Here is a 20340-nt window from a genome sequence, read left to right as displayed (position 1 = left end):
TACTGTCGGGTCTGCGGGCTGGCGCCGTAGCGGCACGATGGCATCGTGACCGAGCCGCAGAACGTCGCCGCCGATCTGGTCGTGGGCGCTGCCCACGCGGCGGTCCGTCGCATCGCCCCCGAGGAACTACCGGTCTTCGACGAGGTCGCCGCCGACTGGCGACGGCAGCTGTCGAAGGGACGCGTGAGCTGGTCCGTCCCGCAGGGCGGGGTCGGCTTCGGCATCGACGTCACCCTGGTCACCGAGCTCGCGCTCCAGGTGGTTGCCGCCGCCGTGGGCGAGGTGCTGGTGATAGGCGCCGCCACCGTCCGGGCCGGCCTGCTGCGTCGCCGCCGCCGCGAGCTGCCCGCCCCGCCCGCCGCCCGACCGGGGCTGGACCCCGAACAGGCGCGGCGACTGCGTGAGGCGTGCCACCGGCACGCGGTGGCGCTGGGCCTGGACCCCGGCCGGGCGGAACTGCTCGCCGACGCCGCGGTCGGCGCGATGGTCGATCCGCCGGACGCATGACGGGGACCGGTGCCGGCGGGGTCCACCACGACGGTGGTACGGCCCCGGACGGCACGACCGGCGGCGACCGTGGCCCCGGAGCCGGCCCGCCCGTCCCGCCGGACCGGCTCGGCTGGCTCTACGCACTCGTGCTGGCGTCCCTGATCAGCGTCGGGATCAGCGCCGGCGGCCTCTACTTCCTCGCCGACCGCTCGCTCTCCCGACCCTGGGCGGCCACCGTCGACGTCTGCACCCGGGCCCATCCGATGGAGGCCGCGGAACAGTCGGCGGCCCGCGACCGCTGCCTGGCCGGGCAGTTCCGCCGACGTGGACTGGTCATGCTCGCCGGGGCGGGAATCGCGCTGGGCGCGGCGGGGGCGCTCGTCCTGGTGCTGCCGCTGGCCGACCGGCGTCGGCTCCGCCGCCGGCTCACCGTGCCGGGCGCGCAGGAACGCTTCGTCGACCTCTGCGACCGCAGCGGGCTGGCCGCGCGTCACCGGCCCCGGCTGGTCGTCGCCGCCCCGCCCGTACGGCAGGCGTACACCACAGGCGGTGTGGTCGGCCGGCCGACGGTGGTGCTCCCGGCGGCCGTCGCGGTGGCCCACGCCGACCCGGCGCGGTTCGACCCCGTGGTGGCGCACGAACTCGCGCACGTCCTCGCCCGGGACGTGGCCTGGGCGTCGGCCGTCCGTGGCCTGATCTGGCTGCCGGTGCCCGCGGTGCTCGCCGCCGGCCTGCTCGAGGTGGCCCTGTTCGGGCTGAACGCGACCTACCTGACGGCGCTCGGCCGGGCGATTGTCGTCGCGGTGTCGACCGCGCTGCTGGCGGCCGGACTGTTGCGGCGGCGTGAAAGGGAAGCCGACCGGTACGCCGCCGGCGCCGGCCACGCCGGGCACCTGGCCGCGTTGCTCCGCGCCAGGACCGTGGGCCCCACGCGACGGCGTCGGCTGCTCGCCCGGCATCCGGATCCGGCGACCCGGGCGGCGGCGCTGGGCCGGCCGGTGGACCCGCCGGGCGGCCTGACCCACGGGCTGGCGGTCGGCGCGGTCGCGATGCTGGCGATGGGCTCCGCCGACGCCCTCGTACGTGACCTCTTCCTGACCGCGTACGCGACCGTGGGCCGGCCCGTCGCGGTCGGTGTCGGCGCCGTCCTGCTGAGCCTCGGGCTGCTGCCCGTGCTGGTCCGCCGGGCTGCCGCGGGGGCGGGCGGCTGGTGGCGGCCCGTCGTCGGCGTGGCCGTCGGGTTCGCGGCGACGGCGTTCGTCGCCACCGTGCTGCCGGTTCCGGGCAGCTCGGGCGTGCCGGCCTGGGCGGGCGTGCCGGTCGCGATGATCGTCGCCGCGCTGGCGGGGCTCCTGGCCGCGTCGGTGGCAGGGCTCTGCGTGCTGTTGGCGCGACTGGTCGTCGCCTCCCGGCCCGGGTCGGTCGGTTGGCGTTCGGCCACGTACCTGGTCGCGGCGGCCGCCGGTGTCGCGGTCCTCTGGCCGTTGCCGGCGGTGGCGTCCGTGGCGACCGACGGCCACGTGGCCCGCGCCTGGCTGGTCTTCGCGCTGCCTCGCAGCGGTTGGCCGCTGCTCGCGCTGCTGGTCCCGGTGCTTGTCGGCCTGCTGCTGCGCGGGGCGGGGGAGGGGCACCGACGCCCGCCGCGCCGGTGGGACCGGGGGGTCGTGGCGGCGGTCCTGACCGCCGTGCTGGTCGGTGCGGGGAGCGCCGTGTTACGGACCGAACTGTCCCCGCCGGACACCCTGGCCGGGGCGAACCGGCTGGCCCAGCAGCGCTGGCTGCTCTGCGCGCTCACCGGCTGGGCGGTCCTGGTGGTGCTCGCGGTCGGCCGTCGCGCCGGCGTCGGCCGGGCGCTGACCGCGGGCTGGGCGGCCGGCACGGCGGCGGCGCTGCTGCAGTACCTGCACGCCCTGGTGACCGGACGGGCGGACGGGTGGGACACCGTCGAGGCGCACCTGCTGGCCCCGCTGGTGTGGCTGGGCTACCTCGTCGCGTTCACCCTGCCGTTCCTGCTGTCCCGGCCGGCCGTGGCCGGGCCGACCCCGTCCTGGCCGGCCCGCGCCAGGGCGCCCGTCGCGGCGGTCGCGGCGCTGGCGGCCCTGCTCGCGGTGGCGGTACTCGGTCCGGGGATCCCCGGGGCGTACGCCCCGCTTCCGGTGGCGGAGCCGTCCCGCGCCACGGCGCCCTCTACTCCTCCGGGCGTCCCGCCGGTGCCCGACGCCACCCCGGGGCCCACGCGGTCCGTCGCGGGGCGGCCCGACCCCGGCCGGCCGCTCACCCGCGCGGAGGCCCGCCGGGCGGCGGGTGCGGTCCGGGCGGTGCTGCCGCGGGGCTGGCGGGTCCGGCCCGACCGGGCTGCGGGCGGCGGCTCCCGGATCGACCCGCCGGCCTGCCGGCCCCTGGCCGAGGACTCCTACCTGGACCGGCTCGGCGAGGTCGAACGGGTCCGGGAGCGGGCCCGCTACGCCACGGTGCGCGGGCCCACCGCCACCGCGTCGACCGAGCTGGTGATCGAGGTCAGGTCGCACGCCGAACCGGTGCCCGCCTCGGTGCTCGCCGAGGCGGAGTCGGCGCGCCGGGCCTGCCCCCGCTTCACGGCCGGAGGCGGGGGCGGCCCGGCGGTGCGGTTCGCGGTCGACGCGCGGCCGCCACCCGCGCTGGGCGAGCAGTCCTGGCGGGTGGACTACCGGCTCAGCGCGGGCAGCGGGCGGGCCCGGATCACCGGGCAATCGGCCTTCGTGATCGTCCGGGCGGGGCACAACCTGGTGACCGTCAGCGCCAGCGCCATCGCGGAGCCCTTGGACGAGCGGCTGCTCGACGCGGCGGTCGGGGCCGCGGTGACGGGACTGAGCGGCTGACCGACCCGGGCGGCGGTGCGCCGGCTCGCCGTCCGGTCCTCACGGCGCCCAGGGCGCGGCGACGTTCCAGGTGCTGTCCGCGCTCCAGAGGGTGGGCGTGTCGTACGCCGCGCCGCCAGCGCCGTTGCTGAGCCACACCTCCGAGTTGAAGTGGCGCAGGAACGAGCCCCGGAAGTTGTACGACTCCAGGGAGACCCCGCCGCCGGTCAGCCCGGTGCGGGCGCACCAGGTGGCGTCGGCGCGCATCAGCGCCGAGCCGTCGTTCGGCGAGTTGCGGACCCGGGACGCGGCGTGCCGGAGGTACTGCCCCGGGAAGTTGACCGACTCGAAGGAGTAGCAGGTGGCGTCGGCCAGCCCCGCCCGGATCGTGTAGGTGGCGTCGTTCTTGAGCAGCGCCGTGCTGCCCGAGTCGACGACCTCGGTGTAGGCGAGGCTGTCCCGGTGCCGCAGGTACCTTTGCGTGTGTCCGGGCGTGGTCACCTGCAACGACCGGCGCGTGTTCAGCGGCAGTGCGACCGGCTGGTTGTCGCCGAGCGACCTGGACGCGTCGATGAGCGCCTGGTTGGCCGCCCGGACCCGGGACTCGACCATCTTGACGATCTGGCGGTCGTAGGTGAGGAAGCCGTTCAGCTCGCCTTCGACGTCGGTGATCTCGGTGTAGACCGAGGCGCTGAGGCCCTTGCCGAGCATCAGGTTCCGGCTGCCCTGCACCAGCCCGACGTACCGGTCGGTGAGGGCGGTGGAGTTCGGCTGCCACTCGTAGGCGAAGAAGCCGCCGCTGGGGCTGTACTCGTGCCCCGGCGTCCGCAGGCCCAGGCCGCCGAACTCACCGAGTACGGCGACCCGGGAGGCCGACGGGCTCGGCGAGGCGGGGCCGAGGTACATGTGCCAGTCGTCGATGTCCCCGTTGCCCGGGTCGCCGAGGGACTGGCAGCAGTTGTGGCCGCTGTGCACGTTCACCAGCCGGGTCGGGTCCTGGTTCTTCACGTTCTGCCCGACCCGCCGGGTGTCGGCGAGCGCGCGTTCGCCCCACCCCTCGTTGTAGACGGTGTAGGCGACCACCGAGGGGGAGCTGCGGTGTTCGTCGACGATCTCCCTCGCCTCGGCCTCGAACTGTGCCTGCTGGGCGTTGTCGGCGTTGATGTCCTGCGCGGTCATCGAGGGGACGTCCTGCCACACCAGCAGGCCGAGGCGGTCGGCGTGGTAGAACCACCGCTGCGGTTCGACCTTGATGTGCTTGCGGACCATGTTGAACCCGAGGTCCTTGTGTTTCTGCAGGTCGAAGGCGAGTGCCGCGTCGGTGGGGGCGGTGTACAGCCCGTCCGGCCAGTACCCCTGGTCGAGGGTGCCGACCTGGAACACGAACTGGCCGTTGAGCTTCGGGCGCAGCACCCCGCCGACCATCCCGGTGGTGATCTCCCGCATGCCGAAGTAGTGCGTCGTCCGGTCCGCCTGGGCGCCACCCGGGTCGCGCAGCGTCACCCGCAGGCCGTAGAGGAACGGATCGTCCGGGGACCACCGGCGGGCGTTCGGCACCGGCACGCTGAAGTCGGTGAAGCCACCGGTGGCCGAGCCGACCAGCGTGCTTCCGTTCAGCGCCTCGGCCAGCACGCTGTGTCCGGTGACGTTGCCCCGGGTGGACACCCGCACCCGTAGCGTGTTGGTGGACAGGTTCGGATAGACGTCGACGCCGCTGATCGACGCGGTGGGCACCGGCTCCAACCAGACGGTCTGCCAGATGCCGGAGCTGGGGGTGTAGAAGATCCCACCCGGGGTCCTGGTCTGCTTGCCGATCGGGGGGAGGCTGCCGTTCTGCCGGCTGTCCGTGGGATCCCACACCTTCACCACGATCTCGTTCGTGCCGCCGTTGAGATGCGGCGTGACGTCGAACGTGAAGGCGTCGTAGCCCCCGGTGTGCCCGCCGACCTGCGCGCCGTTGACCCACACGGTGCTCTGCCAGTCGACTGCCCCGAAGTGCAGCAGGGTCCGGCGGCCGGACCAGTCGGCCGGCACGGTGAAGGTGCGTCGGTAGAACAGGTAGTGGCGGTTGTCGTTGGCGGCGCGCCGCACGCCGGACAGGGCGCTCTCCACCGGGAAGGGCACGTTCACCCGCTCGGGGAGGTTCGTGCCGAACTGCGGGGCGTCGTCGGTGGCGGACTGGCGCAGCTGCCACTCGCCGTTGAGGTTGAGCCAGTCGGGCCGGGTCATCTGCGGTCGGGGGTACTCCGGCAGGGGCGTGCCCGTGAGGGCCTGGCTGGTCCACGGCGTGGTCAGCGGGGGCGTCTTCGCGGGCGCCGCCCGGGCCGGGGACACCGGGGTGAGCAGGGCGGCCAGCAGGGTGAGGGCGGCCGCCAGCGGCAGGGTGCGGATGCGGGCGCGACGTGTCATGCCGTCTCCGATGTGGACGGGTCGCGCGGGCGCGGGGCCCGTGCGACGGACGGGGGTTCTTCAGGCCTGCGCGGGGTGCGGGCCGGGGCGGGTCGCCCCGCCCCGGGCGTACGGTCAGCTCGTGGGCTCGACCCAGATGTTGCGGTAGTGGACGTTGAGGCCCGGGTCGCCGTGGTCCTGCAGCCGGATCGGCCCCACCGAGGGTCCCTCCGGGGCGCCGTTGCCGGTGGGCCCGTTGATCACCGCGTTGTCGTGGACGGTGACGCCGTTCCACACGACCGTGACCCGGGCGTTCTCCGTCTTGACCCCGGCGCTGTCGAAGCGGGCCGCCCGGAAGGTGACGTCGTAGGTCTGCCACGTCTCCGGTGCGCTGGCCGCGTTGACCGATGGCGCGATCTTTCCGTAGATGGCGCCGCCCTCGTCGTTGGCCGGGGTGGTGTCGCCGAAGGAGTCCAGGACCTGGAGTTCGTAGCGGTCCTGGAGGTAGATCCCGCTGTTGGCGCGGGCCTGGCCGGTGACGTCCGGCGGGAGGTTGGGCAGCCAGAACTCGACGTGCAGCCGGAAGTCACCGAACGCGCGCCGGCTGCGGATGTCGCCGCCGAGGACCTCCACGCCGCCCTTGGCCAGCGGCCACGTGGCCGGGGTGCCGTTGGTGCTCTCGAAGTTGTCGAGGTGGGACCCGTCGAGGAGCGTGACGCGACCGGTGTCGCCGGTGGGGCCGTGGGCCTCGAACTCGTAGATGCGGGCCGCGTTGTCGGAGGTGCTGGTGGCCTTGGTGACGTTGAGTCGGACGTATCTGGTCTGGGTGGGGGAGATGTCGTGGGTGGTGGTGTTGGCGGTGTTGGCGGTGACGTTCGTCGTGGTCGTCCACGAGGTGCCGTTGGTGCTGGTCTGGATGGTGAAGTCGCGGGTGTTCCAGGCGGTGTTCTCGCCGCCGGCGCCGGCGTGGCGTACGAGGAAGCGGTTCACGCTGCGGGTGGTGCCCAGGTCGACCTGGAGCCACTTGGTGGTGCCCGTCGAGCACCACTTGTCACTGTTCCCACCGGACACGCTGCCGTTCACGGCCCTGGCCGGGCCCTCGGTGGCCGAGCAGGAACTGTCGGCCGTCGCCGCCCTGCCCAGCGCGAGGTTCCCGGTCGCGGTCTGCCCGCCGTAGGCCTCGAACTCGTAGATGCGGGCCGCGTTGTCGGAGGTGCTGGTGGCCTTGGTGACGTTGAGTCGGACGTATCTGGTCTGGGTGGGGGAGATGTCGTGGGTGGTGGTGTTGGCGGTGTTGGCGGTGACGTTCGTCGTGGTCGTCCACGAGGTGCCGTTGGTGCTGGTCTGGATGGTGAAGTCGCGGGTGTTCCAGGCGGTGTTCTCGCCGCCGGCGCCCGCGTGGCGTACGACGAAGCGGTTCAGGCTCTGGGTGGTGCCCAGGTCGACCTGCAACCACTTGGTCGCGCCCGTCGAACACCACTTGTCGAGGTTGCCGCTGGTGGTCGTCCCGTTGACGGCCCTGGCCGGGCCCTCGGTGGGCGAGCACGAGCTGTCGGCGGTCGCCGCCCTGCCGAGCGCGAGGTTGACGGGCGGCTGCTGACCCGGGATGGCGTTGAGCGTGTACCAGACCTCGGTGCTCCAGAGCGACTGCCCGTTGCTGGCCGCGAACGGCCGGGGCGAGCGGACGTGCACGACCCGGCCGGGCTTGAGGCCGTTGATCGCCAACGTGACGGTCTTCCCGTCGGCCGACAGGGTGGCCGAGGAGACCGACAGCGTCTCCTCGTCGATCTTCGGCCCGCCGTACGCGGCCGTCGCCACGTAGCGCCACTGCTTGACCCGGTACTTGCTGGCCAGCGCGGTGGCGGTCGACGCCGACAGGGGCTGGGTGTACTCGATCTGGAAGCCGTTGGGGGTGGCCCGCATCGCCAGCATGTCGAAGTTGTTGCCGCCGTTCGGGGCGATCTTCTGCAGGCCGTAGCTGAGCTTGCCCTCCTGCCCCCAGTTGCCGCCGCCGTGCAGGCCGCCGGTGTAGATGGCGCCGTCGGGCCCGACGGACACCTCGGACACTCCCGCCTCCAGGCCCTGGGTCATCCGGAACAGCGCGCCCTGGTACTCGCCGTTGACCTTCTCCAGGTAGGCGCGCTGGAGCCCGCCGTAGGTGACGTCGCCGATGACCATCTGCCCGGCGAACGGGCCCTGGTTGAGCATGACGGGGGTGCTCGGCGAGTTGCCGATCTCGTTCTGCGGCAGCCAGAGGACCGGCTGGGTGACCGGGTTGTTGTCGAACGGGCCGGCCGGGTTCATGTAGTGGTTGAAGAAGCGCCCCTGCTTGACGTGCACGAGCTTCGACGACGGCAGCCAGCCGCCCTGGTTGTCGGTGACGAAGATGTCGCCCTCGGGGCCCCAGCCGATGCCGTGCGGGGTGCGCAGGCCGCCGGCCACGTAGTCGATCGCGCCGGTGCTCCGGTTCACCCGGATGGTGGTGCCCCGGTTCGGGGCCGGCTGCGGGTCGGTCGTGGCACCGCCGTAGTTGATGGAGACCGAGAGGTTGAGGTAGAAGTAGCCGTCCCGGTAGAGCAGGCCGAACCCGAACTCGTGGAAGTTGCTGCCGAACGGCCAGGTGGCCACGGTGCGGTACTGGTCGGTCACCCCGTCGCCGTTGGTGTCGTTGAGCTCGGTGAGTTTCGCCTTCTCCGAGACGTAGATCTTCCCGTCGACGATCTTGAGCCCCATCGGCTCCTGGAGCCCGGTCGCGACCCGCTCCCGGGTCACCTGGCCGGGGCTGGTGCTGCCGGTGACGTTGCCGAGGATCCACACCTCGCCCACGGTGGTCAGTGAACCGCCCCAGGTGGCCACGGCCAGCCGGCCGTCGGGGAACCAGTCGAACCCGGTGACCTGCGGCTGGAAACCGCTCGGGCGCAGGTTGGTCAGGGTGTAGTTCGGGTGCACCGACGTCAGCGGCAGCCCGTCGCCGGGGGAGTCGCCGCTGGCCTCGCACTCCTTGCGACCGGGTGCGGTCACCCGGACGACGCCGGCGTCGGTGCTCAGCGCCGAGTCGGGGACGGTCACGAACGTGCTGGAGCCCGGCGTACGCCACTGCAACGTGAGCTGCTGGCCGCCCGTACGCTCGAAGTGCTCGATGCGCAGGGAGTGGTAGCCGGCGGTCAGGGTGACGGCGCCGTCCTTCGGTTCCGGGCCGTGCGCGCCGTCGTGGTCGACGATCAGCGTGTCGTCGATCAGCAGGCGGGAGCCGTCGTCGCTGATGAGCCGGAAGGTGTAGCTGCCCGCCTGGGTGATGTTGACGTTGCCGAGGACGTGGACCAGGAAGTGGTCCTCGATGCCGAAGTCGGCCGCGCTCGTCCAGTCGACCGTCGGCATGAGCTTGTCGACGTTCGGTGTCTGGCCGGCCTTCAGGGTGCAGAGGTTGTTGAGCGGCACCTGCAGGTCGAAGACGCGCAGGGTGACACCGGGCTCCTGCGGCGGCGGAGCCGCACCCGCGCTCGACGGGGACAGCCACAGGCCGGCGAGGGCGACGACAGCGGTGAGGGCGCTTGCGAGGGGCACGCGTGCTCGTCGGGACGATCCGAGCATTCTCTCCTCCAGGGGAGCGGGACAACGACGTACGTCGTCGCGCGGCGCTCGGGCTCAGCGGCGGGCCCGGACATCGAACGGACATCGTTGTCATGTCCTGATGGTTGGCCTGGCACGCCGCTGCCTGGTGAGGGCAACACTATGATTCTTAAATCTAAATGTCTAGATGTTTGTGCGAGATCGTCTGAACTTTCGTCCGGACGGTCAAAAGTCGGCAACGCCGTACGGCGCCACCGGAGCCCGGCCCCGGTGGCGCCGCACGGATGGACCCGCCCGCTTCCGCCTGCCTACCGGCGGGCGGCCTCGACGCCGTGCGGGGCGACGAAGACCTTGTCGGCCTGGCCGACGGCCTGGGCGTCGAGCGCCTGCGAGGCCTTCTCCAGCGGGAAGAACGCCGGCCGCAGCCGGTCCAGACCGAGCGTCGGCAGCATGCCCACGGCGCGGTGGTGGGTGTACGGATTGATGACCGCCCCCACGATGGTCAGCTCGCGCGCGAAGACCTCGTTGGGGCGTACCCGGGCCTCCTCGTCCGGCCGGGCGACACCGAATACCAGGATCCGGCCGCCACGGCTGGCCATGCCGATCGCGGACTCCAGCAGGCGCGCCGAGCCGACCGCGTCGACGACGTACGGGAAGCCCAGACCGTCGGTCATGTCCCGGGCCGCCGCCCCGCTGGCCGGGTCGGTCGGATCGAAGGCGGCGTCGGCTCCCATCCGCAGCGCGAGGTCGCGGCGGTCCGGGCGGGGATCCATGACGACGACGGGGGCGAGCCCCCGGGAGCGGGCCAGCGCCACCATCATCGCCCCCGCCGGGCCGGCGCCGTAGACGAGCACGGGCAGGCCGGAGCGGGGCGCGAGCTGGTCCATGCCGTGGATGCAGCACGCGAGCGGCTCGGTGAGGGCGCCGATCCACGGTGGGGTGTCCGGAGGCAGCCGGTAGGCGATCCGTGCCGGCACGACCATGCGCTCGGTCATCCCGCCGTCGAGCCGTACGCCGTAGCCCCGCTTGGCGTCGCAGAGGTGTTCCTGCCCCAGCCGGCAGTACGCGCAGGCGGTGCAGTAGTCGTGGGGCTCGACGGTCACGAGGTCGCCGGGCGTGAGCCGGTCGACCCCGGGGCCGACCTCCCGCACCCGTCCGCAGACCTCGTGGCCCAGCACGACCGGGCGGGCCGCCGGGAAGCTGCCGCCGACGATGTGGCCGTCCGTGCCGCAGACCCCGACGGCCAGGGGCTCGATGGCCACCTCGCCGGCACCCGGGACACGCGCGGGCAGCTGCTCGACGCGTACGTCGCCGGGACCGTGGCACCGGACGGCGGCGATCGTGCGGGCGTCAGTAAGCGGCACGGAGCAGCTCCTTGAGTCGGCGGATGTGCGCCCGGGCGGCCTCACCCGCGGCGTCGGGATCACCCGAGCAGAGCGCCTCGAAGATGGCCTGGTGGTCGGCGACGGCCTGGGCCATGCCGCCGGTGAGGCTGGTCGAGCGCATCGCGATCAGGACCCGACTCTGGACGCCGTCGAGCATCCGGGTCAGCACCGGGCTCTGCGCGGCCTGCCGGATCTCCCGGTGGAACGCGGCGTCGAGCTCGATGTGGCGGGCGAAGTCGCCGTCCGCCGCGACCTGCCGGTGCTCGGTGAGCAGGGCGAGCAGGCGGCGGCGCAGCGCCGGGCTGTAGCGCTGCGCCGCCAGGCGGGCCACCGCCCACTCCAGAGCCTCGCGGGCCTCGTAGAGGCTGACCAGCTCCTCGCCCTCGATGCGGGCGACGACCGCGCCGCGGTTGAGGGTCTCGCGCGCCAGCTCGTCCTGCACCAGGCGGATCACCGCGTCCCGCACGGGGCTGCGGCTCACCCGGAACTCCTCGGCCAACGCCGGGACGCTCAGCCGGGTGCCGGGCCGCAGCTCGCCGGAGATGATCCGGTCGCGCAGCGTCCGGTAGAGCAGCTCGCCGACCCGCTCACCGGTGTGCGGGTCCGCCTCCTGCGCGGGCGCGGACGCGGTGGCGGGCGCCGGCAGCGTCGCGGCGGGGGGCCGGGGCGGGGAAGGTGGCGTCACTGGTGTCCTCACTCGTGCGGCTCGGGCCCGACCGGCACCGCGGCGAGGAACGCGGCGGCGAATCCGCGATAGTTCGCGGCGACCGCCGCCACCGCCTGAGGGCGGGCCAGGTCCCCGGCGAGCAGCCCGCGCAGCGCGTCCCACCAGATGCTACGCCCGATAGCGAAGCCGGTGAATCCGGCGGCGGCGGCGTCCGCGAGCCACCCCTCGACCCGCGCCGCCGGCGCGTTGGCGCCGAGCAGGATGCACTCGCCGCCGGCCTCGGCCGCGATCCGGGCCGCGGTGCGGTAGTGCTCCTGCCGGTCGAGGTGCTCCAGCTTCCAGACGTCCACCGGCACCTCCTCGAGCAGCTCGGTCATCGCGCGGTGCACCAGCGCGGGACGCAGGTCCCGCTCGAACCGTCCCAGGTCGCCGCCGACGGCGTCGAGCTGCGCGAGCGTGGGCGGCACGAGCAGCTCGAACAGGAAACGGCCACCGGTGTCGCGGACCGTCGCGGACACCTCGGCCAGCCGGGCGCGCTGGACGCGGTTGCCGTCGACGTCGCCCTCGACGTTGTAGCGGACCAGGACCTTGGGCAGCTCCGGTCCGTGGTGCTCCAGGTGGGACCTGAGGTCGGCCGGCTCGGTCTCGTAGATCTCGCAACCGCCGCGCTCGAGCGGCATGCTCACGGTCACCCCGTTGGCGTGCGCCCGCTCGGCCACACCGGGGCCGAGCGTCGCGTCGACGAGGATGCCGGCGTGCGCGGCGAGCCTCGGCTCGTCCGCGAGCGCCGCGAGCAGACCCTCCACCACCATGTGCTTGCCGTCGGCGATCGCCGCGCGCTGGCCGCGCGTGGCGGTGCCGGTGTGGCCGTAGAGCGCCTGGGTGAGCCAGGGACGCTGGTCGACCGCGAGGATGAGCAGGTGCTGCGGCTGGTTCATGAGGCGTCCTCCGACACGATGCAGGGTTTGAAGTAGTCGCCGGCGACGAAGCGGGCGAAGGCGTCCGGCAGTTCGGCGAGGGTCACCGGCACCGTCAGCCGGTCCCGCAGCGCGGCGCCGTGGTCGCGCAGCAGGTCCCAGTTCGCCTCGACCTCGCTGGTGGGGAAGTAGAAGGAACGCACCGTGTAACAGTCGGTGCGCCGCCAACGGGGCGTCGCGGGCATCGTGTAGGGCTCGTCGGACTCGCCGAGGGCGATCACCGCGCCGCCGGGCGCGACCACCCGCTGCGCGGTCTCCCGGGCCGCCGCGGCCCCGCTGACCTCGACCACGAGGTCGTACTGGTTCTCCGCCGCCAGGTCGCCGGCGGCCCGGGCGCCCAGCTCGACGGCCGTGGCCAGGCGACCCTCGTGCGGGTCGAAGGCGTCCACCTCGCCGACGCCGAAGGCGCCCGCCACGGCGACGACACCGAGGCCCAACGGGCCGGCGCCGATGACCAGCGCCCGGTCGACGCCGTCGGGCTGCGTGCGCTGCCACAGGCGCAGGGCGTGCGCGGCGGTGCCCACGGTGTCCAGACCCAGCACCGCCGTGTCCAGCGGCACGTCGTCGGGCACCGGCAGAAGGCAGCGGGCCGGCACGTCGACGTGCTCGGCGAACCCGCCGTCGCGCTGCCAGCCGATCAGCTCCCGCAGGTGCAGGCACTGGTTGGTGCGGCCGGCGGCGCAGCGTCGGCACGTACCGCAGAAGACCGGGATGTAGACGATGCCGCGGGTCCCGACGGGCACGGTGACGTCCGCGCCGACGTCGACCACGGTGCCGGCGATCTCGTGCCCCGGCACCACGGGCGAGCCCGACCGCAGCAGCCGCTTGTCCGAGCCGCAGAGGGCGCAGACGTCGACGCGGACGCGTACCTGCCCGTTCGCTACCGGGCCGAGGGTGGCCCGCTCGAAGTCGATCCGTCCGTCGCCCAGGAAGCGGGCACGGACACTGGTGGTCGTCACTTGACGGCACCTCCGGTGATTCCACGCACCAGCCACCGCTGCGCGAAGATCGTCAGCAGGAGGGCCGGCGCTGAGATGAGCGTGCTCGCGGCCATCAGACCGCCGAAGTCGTTCGATCCCTGGCCGATGAAGTTGAAGGCGATGACCGTCAGCGGCAGCGTCTGGTCGTTGGCGAGCGCCAGGGCGAACAGGAAGTAGTTCCAGGAGAAGACGAAGCTGAGCGTGAGTGCCACCGAGACGCCCGGCATGGCGAGCGGCAGCACCACCATGCGGAACCGCTGCCAGGTCGAGGCGCCGTCGATGAGCGTCGACTCCTCGATGCTGATCGGGATCTCCTCGAAGAACGGGATCAGCAGCCAGATGCACAGCGGCAGGGTGACGATCAGGTGCGCCACGATGAGCAGGGCGTAGTTGAGCCCCGTGTTCGACGGGGCGTCGATGCGGATGGAGAGCACGAACAGCGGCAGCACGAACAGCACGCCGGGTGCCATCCGGGCGAGCAGCGTCACGAAGCCCAGCGTGTTCAGCTGCCGCCGGACGATCACGTACGCGGCCGGCGCGCCCAGCACCAGGCCGAGCAGGGTGGAGCCGCCGGCCACGATGAAGCTGTTGACGATGTAGCGGCCGAACTCGAACCGCTCGAACAGGTTGGTGAAGTTCTCCAGCGTCAGCGGCGAGGCCACGTCGAACAGGGAGCCGGTGATGTCGACGTTGCGCCGCAGCGACGACCAGAGCATGAACAGCACCGGGCCGAAGAAGACCACGGCGAACAGGACGTACGCGGTGTAGACGCCGACCAGCCGCTTGCCCGCGCTCATTTCGCGGCCCTCCTTCGGACCAGGGTGAAGACGGTGGCGATCAGTACGACGAGCACCAGCAGGGCGATCTGCAGGGCGGCGGCGTAGCTGGGCGCCTGGTTGATGAACGCCTCGTTGTAGCCGTACACGTTGAGGGTGTTCGTCGAGTCGACCGGCCCGCCCTGGGTCATGATGTAGATGGTGTCGAAGAAGCGGACCAGGTCGACGGTGCGCAGCAGCATCGCGACGATGAGCACCGGCCGCAGCAGGGGCAGACCGATGTTCCACGCGGTACGCCAGCCGCTCGCCCCGTCGATGGCCGCCGCCTCGAACGGCTCCTCCGGCAACGACCGGATGCCGGCGGAGATGATCAGCGCCATGAACGGCGTCCACTGCCAGATGTCCACGAGCGCGATGGACCAGGGCGCGATGGACGGGTCACCGAGCCAGACCACGGGGTCGATCCCGATGACGGCCAGCAGCTCGTTGGCCGCCCCCAGCGACGGATCCATGATCAGCAGCCAGAGCAGGCCGACCGCCACCGACGCGGTGATCGCCGGGATGAGCATCATGCCCTGGAAGACGCGCCGACCCGGCACGTCCAGGCTCATCACGTAGCCGAGCGCGAGTCCCAGCACGGTCTCCACGGCGAGGCACACCACGAAGAGGAAGAGCGTGACCTTCAGGGAGTTGTAGAACGCCGGGTTGGCGAACATCTGGGCGTAGTTGTCGAACCCGAGGAAGCCCGTGTTCGTGCCGTCGGACTGCCGGTCGGTCACCGACAACCAGACGGTGTACGCGATCGGCAGCAGGACCAGCAGGGCGGTGACCACGGCGGCCGGCACCACGAAGGGCCAGATCCCCCGGGCGGTCGGATGCACCGTCCTTCTCGGCCGGCGCCCCGCCCCCCGCCCCGCCGTGCTGGCGGGGCGGGGGCCGGTCGGGCGTTTCGTCGTCGTGTCGGTGCTCATGAGGCTCCTACTCGCTGTTCTTCGCCAGCAGCGGGGTGAGGCCGTCCTGGATCTGCTTGGCCGCGTCCGCGGCGCTCGCCCGGCCGAGGATCACGGTGCCGACCGCGTCGCCGATGACCTTGCGCATCTCGGGGGCCGCGACACCCACCGGCCCGACCTCGGTGTCACCGTCGGTCTGCGCCTTCGTCAGCGCCGCGTTCCACTGCTTGAGCGTCTCGGTGTTGAGGGTGGCGGTGTAGGCCGGGTCCTGGCTGACCGAGGTGCGCGGCGGCGCGATGCCGGACTTGGTGAGCTCCAGCTGCGTCTTCGCGCTGGTGGCCCACTGCACGAACTTCCACGCCGCGTCCTTGTTCTTCGAGAACGAGGAGACCGACAGGCCCCAGGAGAGCACGGTGGTCTTGGAACCGGCGGCGCCGGCTGGGAAGTCGAGAACGCCGATCTTGTCCGCGATCTTGGAGGTCTTGGGGTCGACGATGCTGCTGACCTCGTTGCTCGACTCCAGCTCCATGGCGGCGTTGCCGGCGGCGAACAGGGCCGAGGACTGGGTGAAGGTGTTGTTCACGACGCCGGGCGGGCCGTACTCGCGGGCCAGGGTGGCGTAGCGGTCGATCGCCTCGATCGCCTTCGGGTCGTCGAAGTTGGGCGTGCCGTCGGGCTTGGTCCAGCTCACGCCCTGCGAGTGCAGGAACGGGCCGAAGGTGAACGGCAGCGCCGCGGACTGTCCGCGCAACGCGATCGGGGTGACGCTGCCGCCGGACTTCTGCTTGATCGTCTCGGCGGCGGTGGTCAGCTCGTCGAGCGTCTTCGGCGGCGTGACGCCGTACTTGTCGAACAGGTCGGTGCGGTAGTACAGCACCACGCCCTCGACGTTGATCGGCGCGGCGATCAGCTTGTCGTTGACGGTCATGCCGGCCCGTACGGCGGCCGGGAAGTCGTCGACGTCGTAGTCCGCCCCCGCCTTGCCGACGTGCTCGTCCAGCGGCTCGTAGTAGTTGGACTTGGCGAACTGGGGGCCCTCACGGGAGGGCAGCGTCATGAACACGTCCATCGAGGCACTGCGCGACTGGAGGTTGAGCTGCACCTTGTCGCGCATCTGCTGCTCGGCGAACGTCTGGACCTTCACCGTGACGCCCGACTCCTTCTCGAAGTCGTCGATCAACGGCTCGATCGCCCGCTGCCAGGGGTGGTTCGACATGATCAGGTTGATCTCGTTGGCGGAGCCGGCGGAGTCCGAGCCGCAGCCGGCGGTGAGTCCGCCGACCAGGGCCAGGGCGAGCGCCGCGCTCAGGTACCTGTGCCGCATGTGCCTGCCTTTCGATGGAGGGGTCACTCAGGCGATGAGAGGGGTGAGCCAGTCGTGGAAGTCGCCGAGGTCGGCGGGGTCGGTCGTGCGCCACGGCGCGGGTACCGGTCGGGTGCGGCCGGCCACCTCCGCCAGTGGCACCGGGTCGTACCCGGCGGCGTAGGGGTCGGTGCCGACGCGGTGCAGGCCGACCATGAGCCCGCTGCGCCCGTCCGCGAGCAGCCGCGCGGCGTGCCGCCCGGCCTCGGTCGCCTCCCGGCGGTCGACGTCGCCGGCCAAGGCGCCGGCCGAGCGCTGCACCATGCCGAGGACCTCGCCGCGGGCGGCGACCCCGAGTTCGGCGGTGACGAGCGCGGCGAGCCGGCGGGACACCCCGCCCAGCAGGATCCGGGTGTGGTTGGCCGCCTCGAAGGGCTCGTCGGTCAGCTCGCGGGCGGCACCTTCGCTGGTCACCACGAACGCGCGGCCGTGCTTGTGCAGGGCGTCGTCGACCTGGCGCAGGAAGTCGGCCCGGTCGAACGGCACCTCCGGCAGCAGGACGAGGTGCGGTGCGTGCGCCGGGTCCTCCCGGTGCCACGTCGCGGCCAGCGCCAGCCAGCCCACCGACCGGCCCAGGGTCTCCACGATGCGTACCGGCTCGATCGCCCGCATGGCCGCGTGGTCGCGGGCGAGGTCGGGCACGACCCGGGTCAGGTAGCGCGCGGCGGAGCCGAATCCCGGGCAGTGGTCGACGCCGACCAGGTCGTTGTCGACGGTCTTGGGGATGCCTGCGGTGCACAGGGGCAACCCGGCCTGCTCGGCGCGTTCGGTGAGGGCCCGCAGCAGCGCCATCGTGCCGTTGCCGCCGATCAGGGCGACCCCGTCGACGCGGTGCTCGGCGAGCGTCGCGACCGCCGCGTCGAGGTCGTCGCCGGTGACCGCCCGGCGGCCGGCGCCGAGCCAGGACCCGCCGCGGTGGGTCCAGGCGGGCGGGACGTCGGCGAGGGTGACCGGGGTGAGCCGGCCGTCGACGAGACCGTCGGGGCCCCCGCGCAGGGCGAGGACCTCGTGGCCCTCAGCGCCCTCCAGGAAGCCGCGCAGGCTCGCGTTGACGACGGCGGTCGGCGCGCCGGTCTGGCCGATGAGCAGGCGCATGACGCTCAGGCCCCCACCGGGCGGGAGGCGACGCTGAGGTGGGTCTGGAACGCCTCCAGGCCCGGCCGGCCGCCCTCGTAGCCGACGCCCGAGTCACCGAGCCCGCCGAACGGCACCCACGGCGTGTTCGGCGTGCCCGTGTTGATCCCGACGATGCCGGCGCGCAGCCGGTCGGCGACCGCCCGCGCGGCGTCCAGGTCGGTGCCGCACACGTAGCCGGCGAGCCCGTAGCCCGTGGCGTGGTGCACCGCCAACGCCGCGTCGAGGTCGTCGTAGACGTGCACCGGCGCGACCGGTCCGAAGATCTCACCGGTCATGGCGCGGCTGTCCACGGGCGCGTCGAGCAGCACCGTCGGGGCGGCGTAGTGCCCGACGGACGGTGCCGCGCCGTGCGGCGCGACGGCACGGGCGCCCCGGGCGACGGCCTCGTCGACCAGAGCGGCCATGCGTGCCGGGTCGCCGGCCGGGGCGAGCGGGCCGATGTCGGTGCCGGGGTCCCGGGGATCGCCGACGCGCAGGGCGCGGGTGGCCTCGACGAACGCCTCGACGAACTCCCCGGACACCTCCCGGGCGACCAGGATCTGGTTGGCCGCGATGCAGGACTGGCCGTTGTTGCGGTACTTGGCGACCATCAGGGTCTGCGCCGCGGCCTGCGGGTCGGCGTCCGGGAGGACGACGAACGGCGCGCAGCCGCCCAACTCCATCACCGTACGCAGGAACCGCGGCGCCGCCTCGGTGGCCACCAGGCGACCGACCCGGGTCGACCCGGTGAACGAGACCGCCCGCACCGCCGGCGCCGCGAGCCACGGGGAGACGACGTCGGCCGGGGTGCCGAGGACGGTGCCGAGCACCCCGTCGGGCAGGTGCCGCTCGCACACCGCGGCGAGCACCATCGACGACAGCGGAGCCAGTTCCGAGGGCTTGAACAGCACCGGGCAGCCGGCGGCGAGCGCCGGTGCGATCTTCCGGGCGGGGATGGAGACCGGGAAGTTCCACGGGGTGAGTACGGCCGCGACCCCGACCGGCCGGGCGGCGACCCGGTGCTCGTGCTGCGGCACCACCGTCAGCCGCTGCTCCTCCTGCCGCTCGACGAGGTCGGCCATGACCCGGAAGTAGGTCACGGTCAGCCCCAGCTCGGCGGTGGACTCGGCGAGCCGCTTGCCGGTCTCCCTGGTGATCAGCCCGGCCCAGTCCGGGCGGGTCGCCAGGGCCTCGATGTCGTCGGCGATGGCCCGCAGGGCCGCGGCGCGCTCCGCCACCGGGGTGGCCGCCCAGGTCGGCAGCGCGGCGGTGGCGGCGGCGAGCGCGCGGGCGGCGTCGGCCGAGCCGCCGGTGCTGACCTCGGCGAAGGCCGTCCCGGTGGACGGGTCGACGACGGGCAGGGTGGGCGCCCCCGTGACGGCGCCCGGGACCGCCCGGCCGCCGATGCGCACCGCGCTCGGGGTTGCCAGGACCTCGTCGACGATCGGGGAATCGGTCACGACAGCTGCTCCTCGTACGGGTCGAGCTGGTCCGGATCGAGGTCGATACCGAGACCGGGGCGGTGGGGCACGGTGACCGTGCCGTGGGCGGTCAGGAACTCGTCGGCGGCTTGGCGCAGCGGGTTGGACCGGACGTCCCACTCGACGAGGGACGTCGCCGGGCTGCTGGCGGCCACCTGCACGGTCGCGGCGGTCGCGATCGCGCCGTTGTACAGATGCGGGTTGACGGTCTTGCCGGCGGCCTCGGCGGCCCGGAGCACCGTCAGGTACTCGCTGATCCCACCGACCTTGGTGAGGTCCGGTTGCACGATGGTGACCCCGCTGCCGCGCAGGTACGGGGTGAAGGCCGCGGCGCCGTAGAGGTTCTCGCCGGTGGCCAGGGGCATGCCGGTGCGGGCGCCGAGCTCGTCGAGTTCCTCCGGACGGTCGCCGGCGAGCGGCTCCTCGACCCAGGCGACACCCAGGTCGGCCAGCGCCGGCAGCATCCGCAGCGCCTCGGGCAACGACCACGCCTGGTTGGCGTCGGCGAAGATCTGCGCCCCGTCGCCGAGGACGCGCCGCGTGGTGCGGACGTTGTCCAGGTCCCGGTCCCGGCCGAAGCCGACCTTGACCTTCACGGCGGTCAGCCCGAGCGCCCCGCAGTGCGTCGCGGTCTCGGCGACCCCGGCGGGGCCGAGGCTGGAGCCGTAGACGGGCAGCTCGGTGCGGGGGTGCGTGGTGAGCAGCGACGCCAGGCTCCGCCCGGCGTGCCGGGCGGCCAGGTCCCAGAGCGCGATGTCGACCGCGCTCACCGCCTGGTGGATCGGGCCGGGCGCACCCCACTGGCGGCCCAGCGGACCCAGCTTCGCCATCAGCGCCCGCTGCGCGTCGGCGGGGTCGGCCGGCCGCGTGCCGAGCAGCAGCGGCGCCACGCCCTCCCTGATCGTGGCGACGCGCTCGCGCCAGGCCCAGGACGGGTAGTTTGCCCAGCTCTCGCCGATGCCGACCGAACCGTCGGCCAGCTCGACCTCGACCAGCACCATCACCCGGTGGGTCAGGGGAGCGAAGGACATCGCGATCTGCTCGGCGGGCCGGGCGCGGAACACCCGGCACCGCACGTCGGCGACGGGGACGTCGGGCAGCCGCACGGCGCCCACCGAGGCGCCGGCCTGCTCGGCCGAGGGACCGGCCTGGTCGACCGCGTCCGGGGCGTGCTGCAGATCTCCGCTGAGTCCCATGAGGCCTCTCTCACACTTGTGAAGAACTGCATGCAGTTCTAGCCGGCGTTCATCGGCCCGTCAAGGGCTGGAAACAAACTGGGGCGTCCCGGTGGCCGGCGGTGGCGGGCGAAAAAGGACGACGCGCCCCGCAACGGGACGCGTCGCCGCGCGGTGGTGCTGGTG

At 73.1% G+C, this 20340-nt stretch carries 14 protein-coding genes; 2 read left to right on the top strand and 12 right to left on the bottom strand.

Going from position 1 to position 20340, the window contains the following annotated elements; genetic code table 11:
* Positions 1–45: 45 nt before the first annotated feature.
* Together ACGFNF_RS05515 and ACGFNF_RS05510 are read left to right on the top strand one after the other, a co-directional pair.
* A complete protein-coding gene (locus ACGFNF_RS05515) occupies positions 46–507 on the top strand; it encodes a hypothetical protein (protein WP_393165965.1) in 462 nt (153 codons plus the stop codon).
* The gene (locus tag ACGFNF_RS05510; RefSeq protein ID WP_393165963.1) at positions 504–3347 is read left to right on the top strand and encodes a M48 family metalloprotease; all 2844 of its coding nucleotides are present in this window, start codon (positions 504–506) and stop codon (positions 3345–3347) included. Before ACGFNF_RS05515 ends, ACGFNF_RS05510 begins: the two co-directional genes overlap by 4 nt.
* Positions 3348–3386: 39 nt before the next feature.
* Here the strand turns inward: ACGFNF_RS05510 and ACGFNF_RS05505 are convergent, their stop codons facing one another.
* From ACGFNF_RS05505 to ACGFNF_RS05450, 12 genes are all read right to left on the bottom strand, one after another.
* On the bottom strand, positions 3387–5735 hold the full coding sequence (locus tag ACGFNF_RS05505; RefSeq protein WP_393165961.1) for an AbfB domain-containing protein: 2349 nt from the start codon (positions 5733–5735) through the stop codon (positions 3387–3389).
* Positions 5736–5849: 114 nt separating this feature from the next.
* Entirely contained in the window at positions 5850–9278 is a 3429-nt protein-coding gene (locus ACGFNF_RS05500; RefSeq protein WP_393165959.1) for a discoidin domain-containing protein, read from the bottom strand.
* A gap of 314 nt (positions 9279–9592) precedes the next feature.
* The gene (locus ACGFNF_RS05495; RefSeq protein ID WP_357578526.1) at positions 9593–10648 is read right to left on the bottom strand and encodes an alcohol dehydrogenase catalytic domain-containing protein; all 1056 of its coding nucleotides are present in this window, start codon (positions 10646–10648) and stop codon (positions 9593–9595) included.
* Positions 10635–11354 carry a GntR family transcriptional regulator gene (locus tag ACGFNF_RS05490; RefSeq protein ID WP_357578527.1) on the bottom strand — a complete coding sequence of 240 codons (720 nt, stop codon included), beginning with the start codon at positions 11352–11354 and terminating at the stop codon, positions 10635–10637. Before ACGFNF_RS05490 ends, ACGFNF_RS05495 begins: the two co-directional genes overlap by 14 nt.
* A gap of 8 nt (positions 11355–11362) precedes the next feature.
* Complete coding sequence (locus ACGFNF_RS05485) at positions 11363–12274, bottom strand: 2-deoxy-5-keto-D-gluconate 6-phosphate aldolase domain-containing protein (protein ID WP_393165957.1); 912 nt, start codon at positions 12272–12274, stop codon at positions 11363–11365.
* Positions 12271–13272 (bottom strand): alcohol dehydrogenase catalytic domain-containing protein, encoded by a 1002-nt coding sequence (locus tag ACGFNF_RS05480; RefSeq protein ID WP_357578529.1) that lies wholly within the window; start codon positions 13270–13272, stop codon positions 12271–12273. The genes ACGFNF_RS05485 and ACGFNF_RS05480 overlap by 4 nt, the downstream gene beginning before the upstream one ends.
* Positions 13269–14090, bottom strand: a complete 822-nt coding sequence (locus tag ACGFNF_RS05475; protein WP_132239812.1) for a carbohydrate ABC transporter permease — start codon at positions 14088–14090, stop codon at positions 13269–13271. The genes ACGFNF_RS05480 and ACGFNF_RS05475 overlap by 4 nt, the downstream gene beginning before the upstream one ends.
* On the bottom strand, positions 14087–14950 hold the full coding sequence (locus tag ACGFNF_RS05470) for a carbohydrate ABC transporter permease (RefSeq protein WP_192581238.1): 864 nt from the start codon (positions 14948–14950) through the stop codon (positions 14087–14089). Before ACGFNF_RS05470 ends, ACGFNF_RS05475 begins: the two co-directional genes overlap by 4 nt.
* A gap of 97 nt (positions 14951–15047) precedes the next feature.
* Positions 15048–16343: a sugar ABC transporter substrate-binding protein gene (locus ACGFNF_RS05465; protein WP_357578530.1), complete on the bottom strand. Its 1296-nt coding sequence runs from the start codon at positions 16341–16343 to the stop codon at positions 15048–15050.
* Positions 16344–16370: 27 nt separating this feature from the next.
* Complete coding sequence (locus tag ACGFNF_RS05460) at positions 16371–17477, bottom strand: diphosphate--fructose-6-phosphate 1-phosphotransferase (RefSeq protein WP_357578531.1); 1107 nt, start codon at positions 17475–17477, stop codon at positions 16371–16373.
* Positions 17478–17482: 5 nt separating this feature from the next.
* Positions 17483–18958, bottom strand: a complete 1476-nt coding sequence (locus ACGFNF_RS05455) for an aldehyde dehydrogenase family protein (protein WP_393165953.1) — start codon at positions 18956–18958, stop codon at positions 17483–17485.
* Positions 18955–20175 carry a mandelate racemase/muconate lactonizing enzyme family protein gene (locus tag ACGFNF_RS05450; protein ID WP_357578533.1) on the bottom strand — a complete coding sequence of 407 codons (1221 nt, stop codon included), beginning with the start codon at positions 20173–20175 and terminating at the stop codon, positions 18955–18957. Before ACGFNF_RS05450 ends, ACGFNF_RS05455 begins: the two co-directional genes overlap by 4 nt.
* Positions 20176–20340: the final 165 nt, after the last annotated feature.

The organism is Micromonospora sp. NPDC048868 (assembly GCF_043198195.1).
Taxonomy (GTDB): Bacteria; Actinomycetota; Actinomycetes; order Mycobacteriales; family Micromonosporaceae; genus Micromonospora; species Micromonospora reichwaldensis.
This window is presented reverse-complemented; position numbering and strand designations above follow the sequence as displayed.

Coding starts and splice junctions, on each gene's coding strand:
- ACGFNF_RS05510 (WP_393165963.1), top strand. CDS start 504: ATGACGGGGACCGGTGCCGGCGGGGTCCACCACGACGGTGGTACGGCC.
- ACGFNF_RS05505 (WP_393165961.1), bottom strand. CDS start 5,735: ATGACACGTCGCGCCCGCATCCGCACCCTGCCGCTGGCGGCCGCCCTC.
- ACGFNF_RS05485 (WP_393165957.1), bottom strand. CDS start 12,274: ATGAACCAGCCGCAGCACCTGCTCATCCTCGCGGTCGACCAGCGTCCC.
- ACGFNF_RS05475 (WP_132239812.1), bottom strand. CDS start 14,090: ATGAGCGCGGGCAAGCGGCTGGTCGGCGTCTACACCGCGTACGTCCTG.
- ACGFNF_RS05465 (WP_357578530.1), bottom strand. CDS start 16,343: ATGCGGCACAGGTACCTGAGCGCGGCGCTCGCCCTGGCCCTGGTCGGC.
- ACGFNF_RS05460 (WP_357578531.1), bottom strand. CDS start 17,477: ATGCGCCTGCTCATCGGCCAGACCGGCGCGCCGACCGCCGTCGTCAAC.
- ACGFNF_RS05450 (WP_357578533.1), bottom strand. CDS start 20,175: ATGGGACTCAGCGGAGATCTGCAGCACGCCCCGGACGCGGTCGACCAG.